Source organism: Mycobacterium sp. E3247 (assembly GCF_001667785.1).
GTDB lineage: Bacteria > Actinomycetota > Actinomycetes > Mycobacteriales > Mycobacteriaceae > Mycobacterium.
The window spans coordinates 1-800 of the sequence record NZ_LZJG01000409.1; the positions used below are offsets into that span (position 1 = coordinate 1).

At 61.5% G+C, this 800-nt stretch carries 2 protein-coding genes; both read right to left on the reverse strand.

All coding sequences use genetic code 11. The features are described 5' to 3' along the window. Nucleotides 1–44: 44 nt before the first annotated feature. The gene (locus A9X04_RS32415; RefSeq protein ID WP_067924765.1) at nt 45–671 is read right to left on the reverse strand and encodes a sensor domain-containing protein; all 627 of its coding nucleotides are present in this window, start codon (nt 669–671) and stop codon (nt 45–47) included. Continuing rightward, the coding region (locus tag A9X04_RS32420) for a hypothetical protein (RefSeq protein ID WP_369828931.1) at nt 599–800 on the reverse strand (202 nt) is incomplete at its 5' end. The genes A9X04_RS32420 and A9X04_RS32415, both read right to left, overlap by 73 nt.

Consider the following 800-nt stretch of genomic DNA (forward strand, 5'->3'; position numbering starts at 1 on the left):
TACTCCTCCCGGATCCTGCACAAAGTATTCCGATTCTCCCGGGTCTATCCGGGGATCTTCTCCGACATCTTGTCCAGAACTGTCGCGGTGGCCGGAGCGCCATTGCCGTATTGGCACACCTGCGCGTAGATCACCACATTGTTCTTTGCCCGCGCCTCGCTGGCGCAGACCCAGCCGGTGATCTGCCCGTCCTCCAGTTCCGTTCCCGTCCACCGCACTCCCGTATCGGTCGCGTCGGTCTTCTGGAATCTCCATCGATATTTGCCGCTCAGGTGGATGACGGCATTGCTGCACGCATCGAGACGCTTGGCAAAAGCGTCGCCAAGCAACACCGTCGCTGCTTTGGAATCGACAACCGTCGCAACGGCTTGACGGACCGCATGCTCGTACGTGTCCTTGTCCTCTTTGTAGAGATTGCTCCGCCACGCGGTGTAAGCCACCCCCACCGAGTACGTGTCCGGCGCGATCAGCGGCTCGCACTGCGGGTTACCCTCGTCGACGAAGGCGGCCACGGGCGGGGAGGTCGCGCCGGGCGGAGGTTTGGACGCCCAGTTTAGTTTCGCACCGACAATCTCGTTAATCAGGTCTGGCGCCAAGATCAGCGAATCGATGGCGTCGGCGAGGGTGCGACCGAGGTGGCGTTGTGGCCGCCGCCCTGCCCGCCGCCACACCCAACCGCCAACGCGACCACTACAGCCCCGAGCGCCGAAACAATGAAACGAATCCTCATTTCGTCTCCTTGCCAAACGGACGAAATCCGCATCTGTTGGTCGAAGAATAGGAGCAGTGCGAGAAACGCG